Origin of the sequence: Paenibacillus marchantiae (assembly GCF_028771845.1) — a bacterium.
GTDB classification, from domain to species: Bacteria; Bacillota; Bacilli; order Paenibacillales; family Paenibacillaceae; genus Paenibacillus; species Paenibacillus marchantiae.
This window is the reverse complement of sequence record NZ_CP118270.1, coordinates 6,877,701-6,900,917: the sequence shown is the minus strand read 5'-3', so window position 1 is coordinate 6,900,917 and position 23,217 is coordinate 6,877,701. Positions and strand designations below refer to the sequence as shown.

Below are 23,217 nucleotides of genomic sequence, written 5' to 3'. Positions count from 1 at the left end.
TCATCCTTCCAAGTCTTTGGGATTCAACTGCCTAACATTATAACACCTTGCCTTGCCCCCGTCACGGAAATTACGCATAATGACAGTTTTATCACTTCACCGCGTTGTTGCGGGTGTTTTCGAGTTAGGTTAATGTTACTTCTCCCGATTGATTATACTATGGAAAATGAATGTTATTTCTGATGGAAAGGACAATATTTCCGCATCATTTCGGCAGTTTCTGCATCTCGTCCTTCGTTACGCTGTTCCAGTTCGCCGCTAATATGGTCAAAGCGTTCAGCCGAGAGGTTCTGTCCAAATTTGAACTTGGCACTGATCCGTTCAGGAACAATGCGAACCACAGCAACGGCTTTGAGATTACCCTTGTAGCGGGGATCAGCTGCATCAATGGGGACATATCCGCCCTGCGGCTGGAGTTTCTCCATAAAGCGTTGAAGAACCTTGCCCTTGATGTCCAGATCCTGAACCGGCTCTGCCTGTCCGAATGCCATTACACTTTTGAAAAAAGAAGTTGCCGGACAAGCTAATTCGGGATCACTGAAATAAGATGGAATCAGGGAAAACTCTTCTGCCACGGTAAAACTGACGGAGGAATCCTGCTTGATCTGTTTCATTTTCTCTCCGGCAAGACTGCCATGGAAATAAAAACAACCGTCCATATATACGAAGTTTAGCGGTGTTACCCGTGGCTGCCCGTCCGGACTAACCGTTCCCAGAAAACCAAAGGAGCATTGGTCCAGAAATGTTATCATTTCCTGTTCTTCATCTACATTGAATTCTTTTCTTCTCATCGGTGTTCCCCCTTGAATAGCATGTGGATTAAATCACTGTACCTTAGCCATAACATTAGAACTTGCATTGACATATAAAAAGATCCAATTTACATTCACTTTAATAGACCAATTTATTTGGAAAAAGAGGTGCACGATGGAATTGTGGCTGCCTATGGATTCATACGTGGTTCAACACCGTTACAAATACGAGGCATTGTACCATGCTTTGCGTGACGCCATTCATGCAGGGACGCTGGTTGGAGGCACAAGACTGCCTTCCACTCGAGAGTTAGCACGTCAATATGAAATGTCACGCGGCTCCGTGGCACAGGTATATGACATGCTGCTGGCTGATGGTTACGTGCGAGCGCATAGGGGAAGAGGGACTTTTGTTTCGGACACCATAACAGCACAGGACCATGCAGAGCAGGAGGCAATGATTCAACTTTCTCCATGGGGAGAGCGGGTGAGTACGCTGAATATTCAGAATGAAAAGGAAAAACCGTCAGCCATTGACCGGGAGCAACGGGTCATCAACTTCCATGTACAGCGTATGCCTGCCGAGCATTTCCCACAAGCGGAATGGAAAAGTGCGCTGGCCGCCGTTCATCGGAGCGGATCGCATGAACGAAGTGGTGCTGCTGGAGACCTTGAACTACGTGAGGCCATCGCATCACATCTGAGGTGGACACGGGGCATTCAGGCTGAGGCATCACAGATCGTACTGTTTAGTGGTTCCATGCAGGGCATCACTTTGATAGCACAGCTGCTTATCCCTGAGGGGGCCGCTGTTGTATTGGAAAACCCGGGATATAAGGGAATTGCTCATGCCGTTAAGTCCTGCGGAGGAAAGATTATTCCAGCGGAAGTAGATACCGGGGGGATTATTCCGCAGTCCTGGGAAGCACAGACGTTATTTGTGACACCTACCCGCCAGTTTCCTACAGGGGCTGTCCTTGGTCTGGACAGACGGAGAGCAATACTTGAATGGGCCTCGGAGCGAAATGCCGTCATTATTGAAGATGATTATGATAGTGAATTTCGCTGGGGAGGTAGGCCGATTGAACCGCTCAAAGTACTCGATCGTGAACAACGGGTCATTTATGTCGGATCGTTCTCACAAACGATGGTTGCATCCTTCCGGCTTGGTTACGCGGTTCTGCCACCCAGTCTGGTGCAGCCACTGATCGCTGCAAAAGCACTGTACGAACCCGTACCTCCTGCCCTTCTGGAGCAGCGTGCACTTGCGAAGTTTATGGCCCGAGGAGGGTATTTGCGCCATCTAAGACGGTTAACCCGTCTCTATGGGGAACGGCATGCTTTTTTTGTCAGTGAGATGAAGCGGGAATTACCGGAACCTTTCATCATGCAGCCTGGGGATGCTGGATTGCATATTTATGCTACGTGGAAAGGGGATATTGACAGTTACGAGCGGTTCAAGGCACTGGCTCAGGAAGAAGGTGTCGTATTCCGTGATGCGGTTCGTTATTGGCTGACTCCAGGTCCGCCGGCTGTGTGTTTTGGCTTTGCACATCTGGAGAAAGAGGAGATTGAAGAGGGGATAAGGCGAATGCGGTTAGCATGGGAGAAGTGCACATTTTCGTTTCGGTGAATTCCGCTGTATAATGGAATAAGACGTTTCGCTCCAGCAGGAGCAGAAATATATAAACACATATCGCATCATTTTTGATGCAGTATGCAAAAGAGATTAACTTTCAAGGGGGAGTGGCGACATGCTGCAGGCATCGCCGTCATCTTTTGTTATTTTGCCCGCCGTCGCCAAAATTGTCTGCGAACCGGGATGGAAGTGGCAAAAGCGGGAAAAACCGATGCAAAACTATGACTTATTTTATGTATGGAGTGGTGAAGGGACCGTTGTGCTGAATGACCGATCGTATGAAGTTGGCAAGGGTAGTTGTTTTCTGTTCAGGCCAGGCGATCATCCTACTGCAACACATAATAAGCAAAAACCGTTGGTACTAACGTATATTCATTTTGATGTAGATATACCCGTTAATGATGTTCCCCAGTCCTATCGTGAGGTACTGGAAACGGTGGAATTCGAGCACTTGCTGGCTCGTTATGTAAGATTGTTCCTATCCGATGTATATGGGCGGGATGAGGAGAGCCGACTGATTCTGAAACAGCTGATGATTCATTTGCTGCGTGCAGATACAGAAGCTCCTGTGGAGAAAAAGGTGAGCAACCAGTTGTCCGATGTCATCCAGGAGGTAGCTAACTATGTACGCCAGCATCCGGGGATAACACATCGCGTGGAAGACCTCGCTGCAAGGGCTGGATTATCGCCGCGATACTTCTCGATCAAGTTCAAGGAATTGATTGGTTCGTCCGTGCAATCCTATATCATTCGCATGCGCATTGAGCGGGCTGAGCATCTGTTGGTGCATACCGGCATGAATGTGACCGAAGTGGCAGATGCCCTGGGGTACCGCGATATCTTTTTCTTCAGTCGTCAGTTCAAGCAGTATACCGGCAAAAGTCCGTCCGAGATTCGTTAGGGCCTCTCTGTCCGGTAGAATATGGTAACGTTTCAATTCTGGGAAGCAGGGGTAAGTATGTAGCATTCCAGACGATCGAAAGGGGGAACTTGTGATGAACGGAAAACGTCGGGTCCGCAACCGGGGATGCTCTATCAGGGGCTTTAATATTTTCCGGAACCGCCTGCGCCGCTCCAAACCGGCAGAGGAAATGCAGGACGTATGGTTTTAAGGAATGGTCAGAAAACCAATATGACGAAGCTTAGCTTCGTATTGCATGTATACATGGAATGGGAACGGTAATCATCCTGACTTCTACATAGCTCTGAAGCGGATAATCGGATTCTCTGATCGGCAAAAGGTACTCATAGCCTGGACACTTTACCCTTAAAAGGTGTTCCGGCTGTGAGTACCTTTTTATATTTATTTTTTTATATAGGCCAAAGTTCTGTGTAATCTGTTTCTTGAGATCAGAAATTAAAAAAGATGACTCCTGTTATTCAGGAATCATCTGCGTATTGCTCAATGGATTGGTTTTAACCGACCGAGCAATTCTCCCATTTTGACGGAGTCGCCAGGCTGCAAGCCTGGGTCCGGTTCGAATGTACCGCTCTGTGTTAACAGTACGACGGTGGAACCGAATTCAAAATATGCGAGATCATCGCCTTGTGCCCATGAACTTACATCCGCACCAGCGTACTGTATGCTGCTCACATTCATTGCGCCTACTTTCACGACAGCAACTTCTCCATAATCATGAGCAATATACGTAATGAGCCGTTCGTTCCGACTCAGCACCGATTTCATATGGGTCAGACCAAAATCATTTACGGGATAAACCTTGCCCTTAATATGTTCACTCTCAATGCGGCGACCGCTAACAGGAGCATGAATGCGGTGATAGTCGCGTGGGCTGAGATACAGGACAAAGGCATAACCGTGCTTGTACTTCTCCAGATGTGGTGAGTGGTTTAATAATTCAGCAAGTGTATAATTTTGTCCCTTAACATTCAGGAGCGTTCCAGCAGATACAGGACCGGCTGCCGTGATTTTGGCATCGACCGGACTGATCAGTGCATGTTCTGAAAGTTCAAGCGGGCGCATGCCCGGTTTAAGTTTACGGGTAAAGAAATCATTCAATGAACGATATTCCTTCCAGTCTTTCTCAGCTTCCTGAACAGGGATGTCGTAGGTCCGGACAAAATAAGGGATAAATGCCTTGCTTCCCCGGCTCTTGGAGAAGGCTCCCACAGTCCGGGAGATCCATTTGCGAGAAGAAAGCTCGGTCATTAACCGCAACAGCGTTTTTGCCATGAATATCCCCCTTAGGGTTAGTGCGAACTTCAAGGCCGGCAGGGCCGGCCGTTCTGCATAATATTGACACAGAATGCCCACGAAATCAATATAGGCCGCGATCATACGTCTGGGGTTGCCTTGGTATGCGCGAATTCTGCTCCAGCAGCAGACGTCCATAAGCCATCGGCTGCCGGTAGCTGGCTTTCCAAGTCTCCGTCATTCCGGCCTTGCGGAAACCGTAGCGCTGATCCCTTCCGTTGCATTCGATAAAATAAATCTGGCCCTTCTCTGTGATCCCCAGATCAAGTCCGAGGTCCGCAAGATGAGGCAGGCTCGAAGCCAGCGTCCGTGCGATTCGGAGCCCGACAGACCGGATTCTGGCCTCCAGTTCAAGTGCATGCCAGTCGGTTGCCTGCAAGTCAAGAGCTTCAGCCAGCTTCATGACTTTGCTGCCTTGGGCGATATTCGTGACAAACGTATGCGCCGGAGCCACCTTGGCGAATATGCCTGTGATCGCCCACAATCCGTCACTTCCTCGTTGCACGGATACCCGCAGATCTACAGGTCTTCCCTCAAAACGAACCAGAGGTATGCGTTCTTCAATGAGATAGGCATGCCGGAAAATACGGCGCAGGGTGGCTGATGGCAGTTGTCCCTTATTCAGTCGAAAGGTGGCCCATCCCTTGCGTGAAGTCCTTGTCTCACATGTCAGTTTCCATTGACCGTCCTTTTGGAATATCCGCATAATGCCGTGACCAATGCTTCCGCTGCATGGCTTGATCACCAGATCATCGTAATGTTCCATCATATATGCCAAAGAATCAGGTGTAGCGTTGACCGCACGGGGGAGATGTTGCCTGAGACCGGGGTCCTGATAAAGCATCTCGTGAATGTGGTCTTTTCGGTATCGATTGCGGACATTGTAAACCTGTATGCCCTGCAACAGCAGTTTGGTCACCTGATGCTGCTCCGAACGGCGAAGCTGGAGAGCCCGGTTATGAATAACGGAGGGCAATGGCATCCTTTGACGAACGTATATACCCTCTTTTTTTACATAAGCCATACAGGTTTTGTTGTCCGAATCCACGTCTTCCAGCCGCAAAAAACAAGGGGTTAATCCATAACAGGCCGCTGCCTGTTCAACATTCGCGAGTGATTCCTGACCCGTCCTTCCAGCCGGTATCCCCCGGTACATGCGTGAATCGAACAGAATACCGATCGTTTCTTGTAGCATGACCGTTCCTCCTTCAATGTTATCGCGACCATGGATCGTCCATCCATGGAATGCCGGCCTGTCACCGCATGGTTGGACATCACGATAACGCAGACCGGAATCATGATGCTTCGATATGCATCAAAGAGTGCTCTTTCCAGCCCTTTGCATCATATGGATTTATGCAAATGGCTTACATGATATCGTATGACATCTCTGGGGTAGGGGCGTGGACAGCCGCCTTACATAAGTGAACGGGTACAGCCTATTTCAATAGGGACAGCTCGATCATTCATACCTTGAAGCTTGTGCAGCGATGAAAATGTAACCCACCAAAGTCATGAATTACAGTGGCAGATGCCCATACTGACGCATAAGATGCCGGAGACGAACGTTAGAGGAAGGAGCTAGCTGTATGAGTAAAAAAGGCAATAAGAAGGTTCCTACGCCAAAACTGCGGCATGTGAGTCCTAAATTTAAGGAACTGGATCTGACCAATCGACGGTCAGACACAATGGACTCAGGTTTCACTTCGAATAGGGAAGAACGCTTGAATACAAATAAACGGAATTCGAAGGCCATTCAGGCATCAGAAGAATTCCTATCCGAATCAATGGAGCTACCTGCTTCAACGAACGAGCTGGAAGACCTGGAGATCGTAACCAAAGCCATCAAACCGGAACCCGTAGAGTCTGATAGCGAGAAAGTCGTCGAGACGCAAGATATCCTGGAAAAGCAGATTCAGGTCAGCAGCGTGGCTCCGCTTGTTTTGGAAGAAGAGCTGGGTATCAACAAGCAAGAAACAGCAAGCAGGGACCGGTTGCAGATCCTGAACCAGAACCAGATGCCTGGTCATACCGGACACTATATCTACACGGACGACTTGAGTGAATTTGCTGTTACGGAGAGCAAACTGGCTCCTTTCTCTGTGGATGCCTCCAAGCTGAAACCGGATGCGGTCGGCAGTGAAGCATTGCAGGATTATGCGGTGACCAGCATACACATAGCAGACGGGGCCATTGTTTCAGCGAAACTTGCGGAAGCGTCTGTATCTGAGGAGCACCTGATTGACGGCTCTGTGTCTGGTCATAAAATACGAAATGCTTCTATTGCAGGTGAGAAAATCAGAGATGGCAGCATTACTTCTCAGAAGCTTGGCAACCAGGTCATCGATTCGGCCAAAATTGCCGACGGTTCCATCGGCACAAGACATCTCAGCCGCATGCTGGTAACGGAAGAATTAATCAAGAATCATGCCGTAACTGGAGACAAGATTGCGATTAGCGGGGTGGATACAAGACATCTCACGGGGGGAGCTGTGAATACCTCCAAACTGGCTGACGATGCAGTGACTACATCCAAAATTCGGGAAGCTGCTGTCACAGGCAGCAAAATCGAAGAACTATCCATCGAGTCTCACCATATTCAGGCAGGTGCTGTTAAACAGACACATCTGGCAGAAGGGTCTGTCGGTCGTTCACAACTATTAAATGGCAGTATTGGAAGTGACCAGATAGAGGATGGGTCCATACAAACAAGACATTTAGCTGAGGGTTCACTAAGTGGAAGACATCTCTTGGACGGTTCAATCGGATCAAGCCAGATTCGCGCTCATTCCGTTGGCAAGGAGCAGATTGGCAATGGAGAAGTGGGCAGTGAGCATTTGACGGAAGGTGCAGTAACCAGCAGCAAACTGGCAGACCAGTCTGTGGGAACAGCAAAATTGCTGGAGCAGTCCATTACGGCATCCAAGATCTCTGATCAGAGCGTCATTTCTTCCAAAATTGCGGATGAAGCCGTACAAGGTAAACATCTTGCCAAAGGGTCCATTCGTGCGGAACACATTGCGAATCGGGGAATTACACCGGTACATGTGGACAATTCCGCAATTCACTCCATTCACATTGCAAGTGGGAGCATCGAGGCAACTCATCTATCTACCGCAAGTGTGTCCGGAGATGCTCTCGCAGACGACGTGGTGTGTGAGCGGCATCTTGCAGAGTCGGCCGTGGGTACGTATGAATTGCAGGATGCTGCCGTTACAGACGTTAAACTCGCGGATGGAAGTGTGACAACAGAAAAGCTTGGAACGGCATCGGTGAGTAGCAGAGCGCTTGCCCCGGGAAGTGTTATATCCTCGCATCTTACGAGTGGTGGAGTCACAGGTACACATTTGGCTCCAGGCAGCGTGGGTTCCGAGGCTCTGAGACCTTATGCAGTGAAATCGGAACATCTGACAGAACATGCCGTAGGTGTGCCTCATCTTCAGCCAGGCAGTGTTGAAACGGATGCGATTGCACGGGCCGCGGTCACAACAGATAAATTGGCTATTGATAGTGTAACTTCAGCCCAGCTGGCTGGCGGGTCCATTTTTCCGCCTCATCTAACAGATCATGCGGTTACCTCCCCCAAGCTTTCACCAGAGAGTGTTGCCACAGATAAACTGGCGGATTTTGCTGTCACGTCAGCTAAACTGGCAGACGGCAGCGTGACTTCTTCCAAGATTATGGCAGAGAGCATTAACGCCAAACATATTCCATCAGGAACCATTCGCGGATATCACCTGAAGCAGCATGCCGTTTCCTTGGAACATTTGTCGGAAGAAATACGCTCGCCGGAATTATTCGCTGATGGCAGTATTACTGGCAACAAACTTCGGCATGGGTCCATAAGTGCGGACCATTTGACAGCAGACTCGGTATCGGGGACAGAACTACAACAGGCTGCTGTAGGTAGCGAGCACTTGCAGCCATCCGTTGTACAATCCGTCCATCTGGCTGAAGGCAGCGTGAAATCTGACCATTTGGGAACTCAAGTAGTGAGCTCACAGCATCTGAAGGCAGACATCATTCATGAGGAGCATATTGCTGAACAGGTGGTCACATCGCATCACTTGGCACCTGGATCTGTTGAAACAGACCATCTGGCACCTTTATCCATTACAGCGGCTCATCTTCAGCCAGGTTTGATTAGTGGTTTGCATCTTCAGGCAGAGTCGACAAGTGCTGTTCACCTGCAGCAAGGAGCTGTGCATTCCCGTCATATTCAAGATGGTGAGATTCTTCCTCATCATATCCATGAACGCAGCATCGGAACGTCTCATCTGGAAGAAGAAGCGGTAAGTACGATTATATTGCAGGATGAATCTGTAACACGCTCCAAACTAGCAACTGGTAGTGTGGATGGCAGTAAATTAGCCGCAGGAACCGTATCGGCTACTCACATTGCCAATGAAAGTGTGCAGACCCGTCATATCCAAGAAGGAGCAATCCTTGCTGATCATATTCAAGAGTGCAGTATTGGCTCAGTTCATCTGGATGAGGAGTCTGTAAGTGCGGTTCATTTGCAAAATGGATCTGTAACAAGTGCCAAACTGGCGGATGGCAGTATAAACGGCAGCAAATTGCTTGAAGGAACCGTATCGGGGATTCATATTGCGTCCGAAAGCGTGCAATCCGAGCATATTCAGGCAGACGCCATTCATGCTGACCATATTCAGGAGCGGAGCATCGGCACAACCCATCTGGAGGAGGAAGCAGTAAGTGCGATTCACCTGCAAAATGGGTCTGTCATCAGTGCCAAACTGGCCGACGGCAGTGTAACCGGCAGCAAGTTGATCGAAGATGCGGTGTCGGGAATCCATATCGCCTCTGAAAGTGTGCAATCCCGCCATATCCAGGCAGGAGTAATCCTTGCTGACCATATTCAGGAGCACAGCATTGGCATGCTTCACTTGGAACAGGAAGCAGTAAGTGCCATTCATCTGCAAAATGGATCTGTAACAAGTACCAAGTTGGCCGACGGCAGTGTAACCGGCAGCAAGTTGCTTGAAGGAGCAGTATCGGATATCCACATTGCAGACGATAGTGTGCAATCCCGTCATATTCAAGAGGGAACAATCCTTGCTAATCATATTCAAGAGCGAAGCATCGGCACAGCACATTTGGAAGAGGAATCGGTAAGTGCCATTCATTTGCAAAATGGATCTGTAACGAGTGCCAAACTGGCGGATAGCAGTATAACCGGCAGCAAGTTACTCGAAGGTACGGTATCCGGAATTCATATCGCATCGGAAAGTGTGCAATCCGAGCATATTCAGGCAGGAGCCATTCAAGCTGATCATATTCAGGAGCGAAGCATAGGCACAACCCATCTGGAAGAGGAAGCAGTAAGTGCGGTTCATCTGCAAAATGGGTCCGTAACGAGTGCTAAATTAGCTGACGGTAGCATTAGCGGCAGCAAATTGCTCGAAGATGCTGTATTGGGGAGCCATATCGCGTCGGAAAGTGTGCAAACTCGCCATATCCAGGCAGGAGCGATCCTTGCTGATCATATTCAGGAGCATAGCATTGGTACGTCCCATCTGGAGGAGGAAGTAATAAGTGCGGTTCATCTGCAAAATGGATCCGTAACGAGTGCCAAACTGGCCGATGGCAGTGTGAGCAGCAGCAAACTGCTTGAAGATGCGGTGTCGGATGTCCATATTGCCAATGGAAGTGTGCAATCCAGTCATATCCAAGAGAGAGCCATCCATGCTGACCATATTCAAGAGCGAAGCATTGGAATCTCCCACCTCAAAGCGGAATCGGTCAGTTCGATTCATCTGCACAATGGTTCCATAACAAGTGCCAAAATGGCTGACGGCAGTGTAAACGGTAATAAATTGCTTGAAGGTGCGGTATCGGCTATCCACATAGCAGACAAAAGTGTGCAATCTCGGCATATTCAGGATGGAACGATTCTTGCTGATCATATTCAGGAACGCAGTATTCGCACAACCCATCTGGAAGAGGAAGCAGTAAGCGGGATCCATCTACAGAATGGGTCCGTCACAAGTGCCAAATTGGCCGATGGCAGCGTGAACGGCAGCAAACTGAGTGAGCAGAGTATTACCTCTAATCATTTGAATGCGGGGATTGTAGGTCCGGCGCATTTGAGCGAAGAGATATGGAATGCGATTCGTCAGTTCAGTGGAGAAACGCTGGAACAACTGGCAGCTATCAAAAGACAAGAGGGATTGCTTCAAACAGAAAATGAGGTTGTACCGCCATCACAGCCGGCAATTGTCGTGGAACCCTCAAGTGTCGATCTGAAGGAAACGCAGTTTATCCAGACGTCGGGTCAGGAGCTGGGGCAACAACAAGAGCATCCATCGCAAGCTAACCAGCTTGGAGATTCATTGACGACAGCTGGCACGGTCCAGCCACAGCTACCGCTACCACAGCCTGAATTTTCACATGAGATCGATGGAATTAAGGAGTTCAAGCTGAGGGAGCAAGCAGTTAAGCAGGAGCATTTGAGTGATGGAGCTGTTGGAAGCAGCCAGTTGCAGCATGGAGCTGTGGGTCCTGAACACCTGTCATTCCAGCCCGTACGAAGTGTCAGCCGTCAGCCTGTGGTGCAGCAGTTCGGTATGGAGGCCTTTATATTGCCTGAGGATGAACAGTGCGTGGAAGTAACGGTAGCCTTTGAGGAGTCGTTTATATCGGAGCATTATGTGATTGTAGCCATGTGTAATGATCGGGGATTCCAGGTATCGCTCCTCTCCCAGAGTGAGGATGAAGCCGTACTGGAAGTGTCACGAACTACGGGCTCCACACACACCTATGGATTGTTGTCATGGATTGCCGCTGGGCCTTCCGTGTAAGAATGCGAGATCATGTGTCCTCATTCAAGACATCTGTAGACGAATGATTTCACATGTTTAAATAGACAAAAGCGGTTCCCGGATATGTCCGGGACACCGCTTTTTTTCATATATAAGCTTGCTCCGTTCGGACGATGAGGGGTGCCTGAACGATTTAATATGAGTTCAACAACGAATGATTCTTACAGTCCTACAGCTTGATAAGCTTTGGTAATTGCAGTAGCTTCAGCCGAAGTCGCTCCGTACAGATCTTTAGCGGCTTGGATTGTCGCTGTTTTGGCAGCAGCAAATTTGGATGTAGGTGTCAGATAGTTCACGAGTGTGCTGTAGAAGATTTGAATGGCTTTATCACGCCCGATCCCTGTTACAGTGACACCATTATGTGTACCGCCTTGAGCTGCAAGATAGTACGCTTTGTTAATGATACCGCTGTTGGTATGAACGCCTCCGTTGTCCGCTGTTCCAGTATAACGGTCAGCGTATTTGTCAGGTTGTCCATACAATGTAGGGTTGGATAGGGAGCGCAGTGCATCACCTGCAATGTTAGGGGTGTAGACATCGTCGCCAAGCAACCAGTTTTTGCTTTGGATCGTATTTCCGAAAATATCAGCGAAGGCTTCATTTAATGCACCTGGCTCATTGCGGTACTCCAGATTGGCTGTATACTCAATGACACCGTGAGTCAATTCGTGGCCTACTACATCCAGATCACCAGATAGTGAACGGAAAGTCGTTCCATCACCGTCACCAAATACAATCTGTACTCCGTTCCAGAATGCATTATTGTAGTTGGAGCCATAATGCACAGTGGATTTAATGAGCAAACCGTTGCCATTAATACCGTTGCGGTTGAATTTGTTTTTGTAGAAATCATACGTGGCAGCAGCATGGGCGTGGGCATCTACGCCAGCACGATCAGTCCATACGTTATCGGAATCTGTCAGGAGTGTACCTGGAATGGAGGAACCATTGTTTGCAGTGTAAGTTTCAATCCCATTGCCGCGAGTGGTATCTTTCAGTTGGAAGGTACTGCCGGATTGGGTGGTTGTAAGGGTTTTGGTATCACCAAGTACACCTGTACCTGTTCCTGTTGCGAAGTTGATGAGGTCATATTGAGATACGATACTGCCGTCAACGGCATTCACGAAATATTTGGTACGTAATGGGGCAGGATCCAGCACATTGACTTCGGTAATGTAAACAAGGTAGGTTTGGTTGTCCTCTTCATTGTGGTAAATGTTCAACTCGGCTTCAGGGGTTTTCTGTGGTTCGCCAAGCTCTCCAACGCGGGAAGTGGCTTCTTCCGATGCAATCTTGATCGCATCTTCTGCACTGATTTCAGCGACACCGTCATTAGGGATAGCTTGTTCTTCAACTGGTGGGAGATCTCCAAGTGCGGATGAAACCTGGCCTGTTTTGTCTAGGTGGATCGTTTGCTCGGCACCGTAGACTGGAATGCCCTTAATGTACTGCTTCAGGCGGAAGTGTCTTACACCAGAGGTGTCCGTAGTCCTTTTAATAATTTTGAGTTGGGATTTCACGTCGGAATTCAGGAATTGTTCCTGTTGTCCAAGGAAATTGAAGATTGTTTCGTCAGAACCGCTGTTCAACTGGATACCCTCCTCAGAGGCATAAGGGGCCTGCAATGGAATGGACTGATCAGACAATGGAGCTGCAGCAGCAGAAGATACGGAAGCGAGCAAAAGAGCTCCTCCAAGAATTGTTGGCATAACTTTAGCAAATTTCATAGTAAACTCTCCCATTCTCAATATGATTTTTTTGGAAAACACATAATTATGCCAATCTCGGTTGGAGTTCCGTCTGCAACTTGGGCAGCGCGGAGTGTGGGGCTGAATCTGAAACGTGGAATATGACAAGAAACGATAAGGAACAAAGTCGGCAGAGCCTGTATGCCTGTGGTTGGGCGTGTCAAAGGAGTACCGTTTATCCGGTTCAGCCATGAGGCTTAATCGTTCATTGTGGTTCCTCTTTCAGAAGCCAGGGGCCTTGTCCACTTGCGAAGCAGAAGATGTTCTTACGGAGCCGGGGTGTTCGTTCCGGGTTCACATAATAGAGCCTGAACTACGTATTGAACGGCATCACTCCTCTCAAGGTACATGCAACAGAGCAAAAACAGCCTCTTGTATCATCCTGTACGCATAATTAACCCCAGGTCAATTAACAGGAATGAAAAAAGATTACTAAGGAACGTTTGTTCCTCATTAGGATTTTTTTGTCAATCTACTGCTTGCAACGTATATTATCACAATGTAAAAGTTTGGAAAAGATGCAATTTTAAATTTTTTTTAAAATTGTGTCTGAAGTAGGGGAGCGGTAGCATATTTCGCATATTTTGACGAATTCTGTCTAAATAAATGGATTGACTGAGCCGGGTGGCAGACAGAACCTGCTCGGTTCAAGGACATACGCCGTTTCCACTGCTCCATGAATACATAGAATAACGTGTACTCCCTTTGCATGCCGATGATGTACACCCGGGAGGTGACTGTGTTGCAAAAACGTGGCAATACAGCTTTTTATGCAGCCAAATCGAATCTGGCACAAAGAAAAGCGCAATTAAAGAAGCGTCGTTTGAAATCTGCTTACAAAAAGGGTACAAAGGCCTACAAGTACGTAATTCCACCCGTGGAGCAAACGGAATTGCCAGCATTCGGAGCTGAGCATGCGATGAGAGAGACACTTGCACAGGATTCGACGTACTCGCATAAACCACTGCTTTCGGTCATTATACCTGCCATGAATGAAGAGCGAACCATTGGTGCAGTCGTGCGTCAGTCGCTGCGGATATGCCGTGATGCTGAAGTGCTTGTTATTGTGAATGGTTCAACGGATGGGACGGCAGTAGCGGCAAAAAGGGCAGGGGCACAGGTGCTTCGTTATGCCGAAGCTTTGGGACATGATGGAGGGAGAAGAATCGGTGCAGCGGCAGCTCGTGGCAGGGTGCTGTTGTTCACGGATGCAGACATTCCAATTCCGGCAGAACATCTCGCGCCTTATGTGCGAGCGGTTCTGGACGGGACGGATGTGGCGCTTAATGATTATAACGGACCGGTCGCGCGTATCCCTGTTCACCCTGTGGTAGAGGCCAAACATGCGCTGAACAGCATGCTCGCGAGACCTGATCTGCAAGGGGCTTCCATGACAGCCATTCCGCATGCATTAAGTCGCAGGGCACTTGAAGTGATTGGGACGGACACACTGGAGATTCCACCGTTGGCACATGCAAAGGCGGTTACCAACGGGTTGAAGGTGCGTGCCGTCCATCATGTGCCTGTAGGCAAAATGAACGCAGTTCGAGTCAAGAAACGAAGCGGACCTGACCCGCTCAGTCAATTGGTCTGGAATGATCATCTGACAGCGATCAGGTGGATAACCGATACACTTGGCCCACGCGGAGGACATTCCGATCTGCAGCGTGTTCGTAGCCTGACGAGGTGAGCATGTTGCCTAAAACAAGAAAGAAACCTCGTCAAAAGATGCAGCATGCTGGAGGTGAGGAAATGAAGGAGCGTTCAGGGGGTGTCCGTCGTCAACGGACAGCAGGCAGACGAACACCAAGGAACAGAACCAGAACCATGGGCAGGAAGAGCCTGACTAAATCGCCGCTAAAGAGTTCAGCATCGAGCAGGTTGGCAATGAACAAGTCCGTATTGCATGAAGCATTCAGCGCAGGGCAACGGGCAGGACGCATGACGTTGGAAAATGAACAATCGATTGAACAACATGTGCGTTCAACATGGCAGGAGCATGGGGCTGCGATCTCAGCGGAGCTAAGGAGTTATTCTGCTGCAATGCAGGCAGGGAAAGCATTCATGCAGGGTTATGCTCAAGCTGCGGGACGCTCATTGAATATTATTCCACTTGCCCTGAATAAACCTGCCGCTGCAGTCGTCTGTGCCTGCAATGAGGAACTTACGCTGGGGCAAGTACTTGTACAATTGAAACGTTTACCGCTGACAGATATCGTTGTGGTATTGAATGGAACAACGGACAACAGTCTGACACAGGTGCTTGAACAGTCTGGCATCACGCTGGTCTATGAACCTGACCGGGCGGGACATGATGTAGGCCGCGCCTTGGGGGCCAAAATGACGGAGGCGGAGACCCTTCTCTTTGTGGATGGGGATATGGTCGTCCCGGCAGAGCAACTCGCCCCGTTTCTGTATGCGGTCGACCGGGGAGATGACGTGGCACTGAACAATCTTTCATCGCTGTTGCCTCCATTTGCCCGCCAGGATGAAGTGAGCCGGATCAAGGCATATCTTAACCGTGTGCTTAATCGTTCGGATCTGGGTTCCAATTCGTTGACGGCTGTACCTCATGCCCTCTCACGTAAGATGATCCAGATCGTAAAACCGGAGGCGCTGGCCGTTCCTCCCAAGGCGCAAAGTCTAGCCATCCAGCATGGATTAAAAGTGACTGCACCCAGTCAAGTGGATGTCATTCGTTCCAATCGCCTGCGTTCCACCAATACGGGCAGCGGCAACGAAGTCGCCCGATTGATCATTGGCGACCATCTGGAGGCGATTGCAACCTGGCTGGATATGGGCGGCAATAAGTCACAAGCCCGATCCATTTCTCGTGCTGAAGTGGCCTACAGGAGGAACGCCAGATGACACTGACGAGTATTATTATTCCGACGTACAACGGGCTGGAACTGCTGAAGCCGTGTATCGATGCCATTCGAAAATATACCGATTCTCATACATCTTATGAAATCATCGTTGTGGATAATGGCTCGGTTGACGGAACAGCAGCGTATTGTGCACGGGAACGAATTCGTTTTGTTCGGTTGCCGGACAATCGGGGTTTCCCGGCGGCTTGCAATGCCGGGCTCCGTGCAGCCTGTGGTGATGAGCTATTGCTGCTGAATAACGACGTTACTGTTACCACCCGCTGGCTCGAAAATCTGCGGGCAGCCCTCTACAGTGATGCAAACATTGGTATTACAGGTCCGGTGACCAACTATGCAAGTGGTATCCAGCAGGTAGAGCTTGAGTTCCGGGACATGGCACATTTTCAGGAACTGGCAGCTGCCAACAATATAGTCGATTCTTCCAGATGGAAGGAAGTCAGACGAATTGTCGGCTTATGTATGCTCATGCGGCGAAGTGTGATGGAGGACATTGGTGTGCTTGACGAAGTCTATTCGCCGGGACACTATGAAGATGACGATTATTGCTACCGGGCCTGCCAGAAAGGCTATCGTTTGCTGGTATGCGGGGATGTCTTGGTACATCATCGCGGCAGCGCGAGTTTCCTGAAGACCGATCCTGTAGCATGGAAACAGTTGCTTGAGCGCAATCGATCCATTTTTATCAACAAATGGCATGTCGATCCCCTTAAATATATTGAGACATCCGATGAAGGAGGGATAGTGGAATGAAAGGTGTAATTCTTGCTGGTGGAACAGGAACACGACTGTATCCTCTGACCCGGCTGATTAACAAGCATCTGATTCCAGTCGGCAAGCATCCGATGATTATGTATGGCATCGACAGACTCCGCCAGGCAGGCATTGAAGAGATATTGATAGTGATCAACAAACATTCCGCTGGTTTATACACGGAGTATTTGGGTGGTGGAGCAGATCATGGCGTCAAGCTAACGTATCGGATTCAGGAAAAGGCAGGCGGGATTGCCGAAGCATTGGATCTGGCGACATCGTTTATCCTTCCTGGAGAGAAATTCGTTGTGCTGCTGGGAGACAATCTGTTTAGCGACGATTTGAAGCCTTATGTGGATAAGTATATGCAGCAGCCTGCGGGTACAGCTCGTGTCTTGCTCAAAGAAGTGGACGATGCACGGCGGTATGGGGTGCCGGTGTTTGATCCACAGCATCCGGAACGAATCTCATACATTGAGGAAAAACCGAGTGATCCGAAGACCTCTTATTGTGTTACTGGCATATATATGTATGATGACCATGTATTCAACCTCATTCAGAACATTGCGCCTTCTGCACGCGGCGAACTCGAAATTACGGACGTGAACAATCATTATGCAGCAGCTGGAGGACTGGAATACGATATTTTGCAAAAATATTGGAGTGATGCAGGGACGTTCCAATCGCTTCAGGAAGCAGCCATCCGCATGAAGGGTCAACTGCCCTAAAATATATGCGCCAGATGCTGCCGCTGTGAGGGGTCCCATGAGAGCAGAACAACCTGCGCCGGAGCCGGAAGAATGCTCCGGCGCTTTGTGCAGCGGCGGCACTCCTCGTGCATGCCAAGGGAGGGAATGCCGTGAGAGTAGCAAAACGCAGCGACTTGGGCAGGAAGAAGACACTGGGCGGTCATGCCGGCTCCTTGTACGTATCTGTGGGAGTGCAGCCCAAAGCAAGTTCGAATCACGAATGGGGAAACCAAGGCGCGAAGCAGGGGAATGTGGAACTCGCAGGAATAGAGCGCAAGCTTCTTGCAGAACCGAAAGGCAAAGCCAGAGGGCGCACCGGCGCAAGACGTGGTGCGAGCGCTGGAGCACGAACCAAAACCGGAGCGAAAACAGGCGAAGGGCGGGGCATTGCAGGCACCCGCGTAAAATCAGGCGAGCGTACAGGCGTGAGCCGTGGCCGTAAAGGGGCGCGAGCCAAAACGGGCAAGCGCGCAGTTGCAGGCCGCGGGCATGCTGCGCCGCGGGGCGGGCGGGCCGCAGGCGCCCGCGCCAAACAGCGCACGGCTGCGCAGCGTGCGCCCGGGCCAGCACCGCAAGCCAGCACGCCACAGGCGCTGCCTGCCAGCGGTGCTGGCCCCGCCCCGCCGCAAGCGACACACCGGCACGGTGGTGTCGCCCCCGCGGGGCGGGAAAGCGCTGCCGCGCATGCTGGCAGCGCAAGGGCAATGGCGCCTGCGCTGCCGGCAGCAGCGCCCGAGAGCGGCTACGCCGAGGGCTTCCGCGACGGCGTGTTCGCGGGCGGGGAGGCGCTGGTGGCGCAGCACATCCCGCCTGATCATATTCTGCCTGCCGTGGCGGCGGCAGATCTGATCGAGGCGGGATTCCGCCAATATGCGCCCACCCTAACCCGGCTGGCCAGCCCTCATGAGATGGCTGTCCATATCCAGGGGGCGCTGGATGCGCAGCGCCCCCTGTCTGTCGTTCGCCTCGGAGATGGCGAACTGCTGACCCTGGCAGCCGATACGGTGCTGCCCGGCGAACAAGTGCAGGAGCTGGCACCGTTTCTGCCTTATGCAGGGGTGCCACGCTCCACCCCAGACATCCGCGCTGAGCTCGCGGAAGCCATTCGCGGCGCGGATTGGATCGGTGTCCCCATCTCGCGTGCGCCTACTTTTCAGGGACTTTTATTTCCAGTATTGCGCCATTTCGGCATTGACTGGTCCCGTCTGAATCTGACCAGTTCCACGATTAACTATAGCCTGCATCATTCGGGTCTGTTGTTGCCTGTGGTACAGGGGCGCCGGGTGCTGCTGATTGGAAGCCAAGCTGCAGAGCTCGGGGCGTTGTTGAACGGCCACGGGGTGCAAGTGACAGGCATTATAGGAACAGTGGATGGTGTTGTGGATATCCCGAGAGTGATGCAGCAGACTGCGGAGCATTCGTTCGATATCGCTCTGGTAGCAGCGGGAATTCCGGCCGTCATTCTGTGCCGCCGAATCGCTGGTGAACTGGGGCGGGTTGCCATAGATTTTGGACATTTGGCTGACAAATTGGTTACAGGAGAGCTTCATCTCTAATGGACGATCTGGTGCGACGTTCATCGTAACGCGCATTTGGATGAGGGGAAATGGAGGAAGCAACATGAGCACATCAGGCAGACGTTCAAAACAGCGGAAAGCATCATCATCCGAAACCGTTGTTTTGCATGCAGCTCGAAGCCGGAGTGGAGGGAAGATTAGACGCCAAGGCTCAGGCAAACGGGCAGCCAAGAACGCAAAACTGTATAAGCAGGGCTACCATAGAGGCTATGATGAGGGCGTACGACAGGGGGAAAGCTCATTCGGGCTGGTATTCGAAGGCGTAAGCATTATTATTCCGACGTACAACCAGCGCGAATATGTCCTGCAATGTGTGTCCAGTATTGAAAAGCATACACCGGCCCCCTTTGAAATTATTGTTGTGGATAACGCATCCAAGGATGGCACGGCGGAAGCCGTGCTTCGCAAAGGTGGCATGGTAAGGGTCGCTGCGCTGGATAAGAATCGTGGTTTTGCCGGCGGTGTCAATCATGGACTGATGATGGCGAGGGGGCGACATATCGTCGTGCTGAACAACGATACACTGGTCACCCCGGGCTGGTTGGAAAACATGATGACCTGTCTTGACAGTCATCCCGAGATGGGAGTTGTGGGTCCGGTTACAAATTACATCGGCGGAGATCAGCAGATTGAAGTCCCATACAGTGATGTGGATGATATGTGGTCTTTTGCTGCCCGACATAATCGCCCGGATGCCACGAAACATCGGGAGACCGACAGGCTGGTCGGATTTTGCTGGCTGTTCTCACGGGAATTGCTGGAGCGGGTAGGTTATCTTGATGAAGGTTACGCCGTGGGCAATTTTGAAGATGACGACTGGATCATTCGGGCGAAGCTGGCGGGATACAGGCTGGGGGTAGCCGGAGATGCCTTCATACATCACTACGGAAGTGTAAGCATGAAGGCGCTGGGAGAACAGGATTATGAAGTCGTAAATAAGGATAATGAACAGTTTTATACTCAAAAATGGGGAGATCCCCATGCGTTGGTTGCCGATACTTCCCGGCTCTCGTTGCGTGCCAAGGTGTCGACCAGTCAGCAGGAGAACAAGACACCCCTGGGCAAGACAGACACCCCTGACCTGCGACAGCGCATTTCCACTAAGGGCAGCAGCGATGTAACTCATAAGCTGAGACGCAGTACGGACTTTTACCCGGAGGGTTGTTTCATTTCTGATATCAAGGGCGATGTTTATCGACTGATGCGTGGACAGCGACGTAAGCTGAATATCCCGGTTCCACGCGGCATTTCTCCTGTTTTGGTTGCAAAACCGGATCTGCTCGGCGTACCCGCAGGTGAGCCGCTGGTATCTGCGGGTGAGGTACAGGGCTGGCCCCTGGAAAGAAGTCATGTTCATGCTCAACCCGTTCAGAGCAACCGGGATGCGCTGGAGGAAGGCATGATTGTTGCCGCGACGAATGAAAGGGATACATGGTACCAGATTAGTGGCAATAAACGCAGGAGGTTTGCAACCCCTTATGCTGCGGAACGGTGGGGAGTGCAATTCGGGCATATCGTTCATGTATCTGCGAACCAATTGCGTACGATCGAAGAAGGCTGGCCCATTATAGCTCCTCCCCAGCTCTTGAACGAAGATTTGTAATGACCGGGTTCGGCTGCCTTGTATATCGGCACGACAGCATGATGCGGAATGTGATGTAAAGCGTATCGCTATACATCTGTCCGCATCCGAACTATACATATATCACGAATCACGAAATGAAACGATAGAGAGATTAGCAAATTACTTTTCCACGAGCATTTTGTATAAACTCCAAGAGCGTCATCCGAACATTTTTAACATGGTTAGGGATGCGTTCAAGGGGTAATGGGAGCTCTTGCAGAGCTCTTTTCAAATTTAAAATTTAATCTTTCTATCCTCTTATAGGTTTATTCTATTGGCAGATCCATTGACGCTTGAAGAGGTGAGGAGTACATTTATAGCCATAATTCTTATTTAACAGATAGGAATTAATGGTCTGGGTGGTAATCCATCCTGATCTGACAATGAATCAATCAGGAGGTATGCCGATGTCTTCTACATCGAAAAAAGTAGTGCTCTGGAGCAAAACAGGCTGTCATTTCTGCGGGGAGGTTAAGGCATTCCTAACGGCCCGCAACCAGCCTTTTGAGAACATCGAAGTGCAAGGGAACGATGTGCTGAGGGACGTGCTTGAAGCCAAATATGGCATTCGACATGTACCTGTCATTGAGGTGGGTGGAGACGGCAAGTATGAAGCATTGCTGGAGCCCGATCTGGAGAAACTGGCGGAACTTCTCGCCCAGCCTGATGAAGCAGCAGTCTGACCGGACGTGGCGGATCTCTTGATAAAGCAGTTTCCGGCTGCTAAAGGCTGACATATCAGTGTGCAGCAGTCGGGGACTTTTATAAGCTCTAATCCATCCTCTTATTCAGATATCCAATCCTTATATAGAAAAGTTCTATAAGCAACGCTGTTGACCGATGTGCGGGGCAGTGATAAGATTTGTGAAATTAAAGCTGACCAAACTCATAGGAATAGTTAACTTTTGAATTTTCTTCATTCGTAATCCATATCAGATCGGACTTTAGAAATTTCTTGATATATCCTAATCCAAGGAAGGCGGAATGTAATATGACGGCTCAGCGCAGTTTGAAATTTGGAGCGATTGTCCACGGTGTCGGAGGTAGCATGACGACTTGGAGACACCCGGAGATTCAATCGGATGCCAGTGTGAATTTTGAATTTTACAAACGCCAAACGTTGAAGGCAGAAGAAGGCAAATTCGATCTCGTTTTTATCGCTGACGGTCTTTATATTACCGAGAAATCCATACCTCACTTCTTGAATCGATTTGAGCCAATCAGTTTGTTGTCCGCCCTGGCCGCCATTACGTCACGAATCGGTCTGGTTGGAACACTTTCCACCTCCTATAGTGATCCATTCACAGTTGCCAGACAGTTCGGTTCCCTTGATCTGATCAGTAATGGCCGCGCTGGTTGGAACGTGGTTACATCCCCGCTTGAAGGCTCAGCCAAAAACTACAGTAAAAGCAACCATCCTACCCACCCGGAACGTTACCGGATTGCAACGGAATATTTGCAGGTGACCAAGGGCTTATGGGATTCGTGGGAAGACGATGCTTTTGTAAGAGACAAAGAAAGCGGCGTTTTCTTCGATCCATCCAAGCTGCACACACTCAATCATGAAGGAGAGTTCTTCTCCGTACAGGGTCCGCTTAACATTGCACGTTCAAAGCAGGGGCAGCCGGTTATTTTCCAGGCAGGTTCTTCAGAAGATGGCAAGACCCTTGCTGCCAAAGAAGCGGATGCTGTTTTCACAGGACATGATTCAATTGAGGATGCACAGGCCTTCTACAAAGATGTCAAAACCCGCGCAACAACCTATGGACGTTCCACACAGGATATCGTCATTTTGCCAGGGATCAATCCAATTATCGGACGGACAGAAGAAGAAGCAGAACAGAAATATCAGGAGATTGCCAGCCTGGTCACTATCGATAAAGCGCTGGATTACCTGGGACGTTTCTTCGAGCATCATGACTTCTCCCAGTATCCGCTGGATGAACCATTCCCTGAATTGAATGGCATCGGTAGCAACAGCTTCCGTAGTGGTACGGACAAAATCAAGCGGGATGCCAAAGAGCAAGGATTGACGCTGCGTGAAGTAGCCCTGCGGGCAGCAACACCGAAGAGCAAATTCCTTGGTACACCGGAGCAGGTGGCTGACAAGATCCAGGAATGGTTCGAAGCCGAAGCGGCGGATGGATTCATTATTCATTCCGAACTGCCAAGTGGATTGGCCGATTTTGTGGAACTGGTTGTTCCGATTCTGCAAGAGCGTGGCATCTATCGCACCGAATATGAGCATGACACATTGCGTGGAAATCTCGGTGTGCAAATTCCGGTGAATCGTTACACGGCTGCCCGGGAGCAAGTTGGAACCGAGGCTTGAGAAACAATTAGATAGCTGAAATTCGGCAGTAGTCTAGGAATGAGGTATCCGGATGAAATATTCGGATTGCATATGCGGAAGGTGCCGAATGATGACCTAAA

At 50.0% G+C, this 23,217-nt stretch carries 15 protein-coding genes; 11 read left to right on the top strand and 4 right to left on the bottom strand.

Translation table 11 applies throughout. The annotated features are described in order from the left end of the window. Positions 1-173 precede the first annotated feature (173 nt). Complete coding sequence (locus tag PTQ21_RS31020; protein ID WP_072735465.1) at positions 174-791, bottom strand: pyridoxamine 5'-phosphate oxidase family protein; 618 nt, start codon at positions 789-791, stop codon at positions 174-176. A 136-nt stretch (positions 792-927) separates the two neighbouring features. Between PTQ21_RS31020 and pdxR the strand changes: the two genes are divergently transcribed. Continuing rightward, a complete protein-coding gene (gene pdxR, locus PTQ21_RS31015; protein WP_072735464.1) occupies positions 928-2,385 on the top strand; it encodes a MocR-like pyridoxine biosynthesis transcription factor PdxR in 1,458 nt (485 codons plus the stop codon). Between the two features lie 121 nt (positions 2,386-2,506). After that, positions 2,507-3,292, top strand: a complete 786-nt coding sequence (locus tag PTQ21_RS31010; protein ID WP_053783204.1) for a helix-turn-helix domain-containing protein — start codon at positions 2,507-2,509, stop codon at positions 3,290-3,292. Between the two features lie 501 nt (positions 3,293-3,793). Here PTQ21_RS31010 and asd read toward each other — a convergent pair. Further along, positions 3,794-4,585 (bottom strand): archaetidylserine decarboxylase, encoded by a 792-nt coding sequence (gene asd / locus PTQ21_RS31005; protein ID WP_063566074.1) that lies wholly within the window; start codon positions 4,583-4,585, stop codon positions 3,794-3,796. An 85-nt stretch (positions 4,586-4,670) separates the two neighbouring features. After that, positions 4,671-5,801 carry a YheC/YheD family endospore coat-associated protein gene (locus PTQ21_RS31000; protein WP_274568397.1) on the bottom strand — a complete coding sequence of 377 codons (1,131 nt, stop codon included), beginning with the start codon at positions 5,799-5,801 and terminating at the stop codon, positions 4,671-4,673. A 394-nt stretch (positions 5,802-6,195) separates the two neighbouring features. Between PTQ21_RS31000 and PTQ21_RS30995 the strand changes: the two genes are divergently transcribed. Continuing rightward, a complete protein-coding gene (locus tag PTQ21_RS30995; RefSeq protein ID WP_274568395.1) occupies positions 6,196-11,427 on the top strand; it encodes a WIAG-tail domain in 5,232 nt (1,743 codons plus the stop codon). Positions 11,428-11,609: 182 nt separating this feature from the next. Here PTQ21_RS30995 and PTQ21_RS30990 read toward each other — a convergent pair whose 3' ends face one another. Beyond that, on the bottom strand, positions 11,610-13,175 hold the full coding sequence (locus PTQ21_RS30990) for a M4 family metallopeptidase (protein WP_072735461.1): 1,566 nt from the start codon (positions 13,173-13,175) through the stop codon (positions 11,610-11,612). A gap of 760 nt (positions 13,176-13,935) precedes the next feature. Here PTQ21_RS30990 and PTQ21_RS30985 point away from each other — a divergent pair. From PTQ21_RS30985 to PTQ21_RS30950, 8 genes are all read left to right on the top strand, one after another. Continuing rightward, complete coding sequence (locus PTQ21_RS30985; protein WP_256863744.1) at positions 13,936-14,886, top strand: glycosyltransferase family 2 protein; 951 nt, start codon at positions 13,936-13,938, stop codon at positions 14,884-14,886. Between the two features lie 62 nt (positions 14,887-14,948). Then, complete coding sequence (locus tag PTQ21_RS30980; RefSeq protein ID WP_256863743.1) at positions 14,949-16,064, top strand: glycosyltransferase family A protein; 1,116 nt, start codon at positions 14,949-14,951, stop codon at positions 16,062-16,064. Then, a complete protein-coding gene (locus PTQ21_RS30975) occupies positions 16,061-16,834 on the top strand; it encodes a glycosyltransferase family 2 protein (protein WP_072735458.1) in 774 nt (257 codons plus the stop codon). Before PTQ21_RS30980 ends, PTQ21_RS30975 begins: the two co-directional genes overlap by 4 nt. After that, positions 16,831-17,562, top strand: coding sequence for a sugar phosphate nucleotidyltransferase (locus tag PTQ21_RS30970; RefSeq protein ID WP_079696647.1), 732 nt, complete (start codon positions 16,831-16,833; stop codon positions 17,560-17,562). Before PTQ21_RS30975 ends, PTQ21_RS30970 begins: the two co-directional genes overlap by 4 nt. A gap of 812 nt (positions 17,563-18,374) precedes the next feature. Then, positions 18,375-19,139, top strand: coding sequence for a GT-D fold domain-containing protein (locus PTQ21_RS30965; protein WP_244552230.1), 765 nt, complete (start codon positions 18,375-18,377; stop codon positions 19,137-19,139). Positions 19,140-19,203: 64 nt separating this feature from the next. Then, positions 19,204-20,763 carry a glycosyltransferase family 2 protein gene (locus tag PTQ21_RS30960; protein WP_274568391.1) on the top strand — a complete coding sequence of 520 codons (1,560 nt, stop codon included), beginning with the start codon at positions 19,204-19,206 and terminating at the stop codon, positions 20,761-20,763. 428 nt (positions 20,764-21,191) lie between these two features. Further along, positions 21,192-21,467 carry a glutaredoxin family protein gene (locus PTQ21_RS30955; RefSeq protein WP_063566643.1) on the top strand — a complete coding sequence of 92 codons (276 nt, stop codon included), beginning with the start codon at positions 21,192-21,194 and terminating at the stop codon, positions 21,465-21,467. A gap of 308 nt (positions 21,468-21,775) precedes the next feature. After that, positions 21,776-23,116: an LLM class flavin-dependent oxidoreductase gene (locus tag PTQ21_RS30950; protein WP_064635749.1), complete on the top strand. Its 1,341-nt coding sequence runs from the start codon at positions 21,776-21,778 to the stop codon at positions 23,114-23,116. The last annotated feature ends 101 nt before the right edge of the window (positions 23,117-23,217 follow it).